At 76.2% G+C, this 1,165-nt stretch carries 1 protein-coding gene; it reads right to left on the bottom strand.

Features of this window, described 5'->3' with window-relative positions; translation table 11 throughout:
- Positions 1–1,165, bottom strand: a 1,165-nt coding sequence (locus AWZ10_RS44950; protein WP_159058596.1) for an acyltransferase domain-containing protein, incomplete at both ends; no start/stop codon positions are given.

The raw sequence follows: 1,165 nt of genomic DNA, 5'->3' as shown, positions 1-1,165 counted from the left end.
GCAGGGTGCCGAGCGCGGTGGCGCCCGCCCCGCCCGCCGTCTCCTCGACCGCCAGGGTCAGCACCGGGTGCGGGCTGGCCTCCACGAACAGGCGGTGCCCGCGCTCGGTGAGGGCGGCGACGGCGGATTCGAACTCCACGGTCGTGCGCAGGTTCCGGAACCAGTACTCGGCGTCCAGCTCCGCCGTGTCCAGCAGGCCGCCGGTCACCGTGGAGAAGAACAGCGTTCCGGCGGAGCGCGGCCGGATCGGCGCCAGCACCGCGAGCAGTTCCTCGCGCAGGGTGTCGACCTGGGCGGAGTGGGAGGCGTAGTCGACGGGGATGCGCCGGGCCCGTACGTCCTCGGCGGTGCACTGCTCCAGCAGCTCGTCCAGGGCGTCGAGCGCGCCGGAGACCACGGTCAGGCCCGGGCCGTTGACCACGGCCACGGACAGGCGTCCGTCCCACTGCGCGATGCGCCGCTCGACCTCGGTGCGCGGCAGGGCCACCGACACCATGCCGCCACGGCCGGCCAGGGACCGTGCGATGGCCTGGCTGCGCAGCGCCACGACGCGGGCACCGTCCTGCAGGGAGAGGCCCCCGGCCACGCAGGCCGCGGCGATCTCGCCCTGCGAGTGGCCCACCACGACGGCGGGCCGCACCCCGTGGGCGCGCCACAGTTCGGCCAGTGACACCATCACCGCCCACAGCACGGGCTGCACCACGTCCACCCGCCGCAGGGCGTCCTCGTCGGTGAGCGCCTCGGTCGGCGACCAGTCGACGAACTCGCCCAGGGCCCGCGCGCACGCGGCGTAGGCGTCGGCGAACACCGGTGACTGGTCGAGCAGTTCGCGGGCCATGCCGGCCCACTGCGCGCCCTGCCCGGGGAAGACCAGGACACAGCCGTGGTCCGGGTCGGCCGGCTCGCCGCCGTCACCGGTGACCAGACCGGGGGTGCTGCGGTCCGCGGCCAGCGCGGCGAGGCCCCGCAGGAAGCCGTCGCGGTCGTCCGCGACCACGACCGCGCGGTGCGCGAACGCCGTACGCGTGGTGGCCAGGGAGTGACCGACATCGGCGGGGGACAGCCCGGGACGGTCGCGGACGTGGTCGTGGAGGGCCGCGGCCTGGGCGCGCAGCGCCGCCGGGGTCTTCGCGGACAGCACCCACGGACGGGCCCGGCGGGCCTG

The sequence above is a fragment of the Streptomyces europaeiscabiei genome (assembly GCF_001550375.1).
GTDB lineage: Bacteria > Actinomycetota > Actinomycetes > Streptomycetales > Streptomycetaceae > Streptomyces > Streptomyces europaeiscabiei.
The sequence above is the reverse complement of the archived record's forward strand: the minus strand, read 5'-3'. Positions and strand labels throughout refer to the sequence as shown.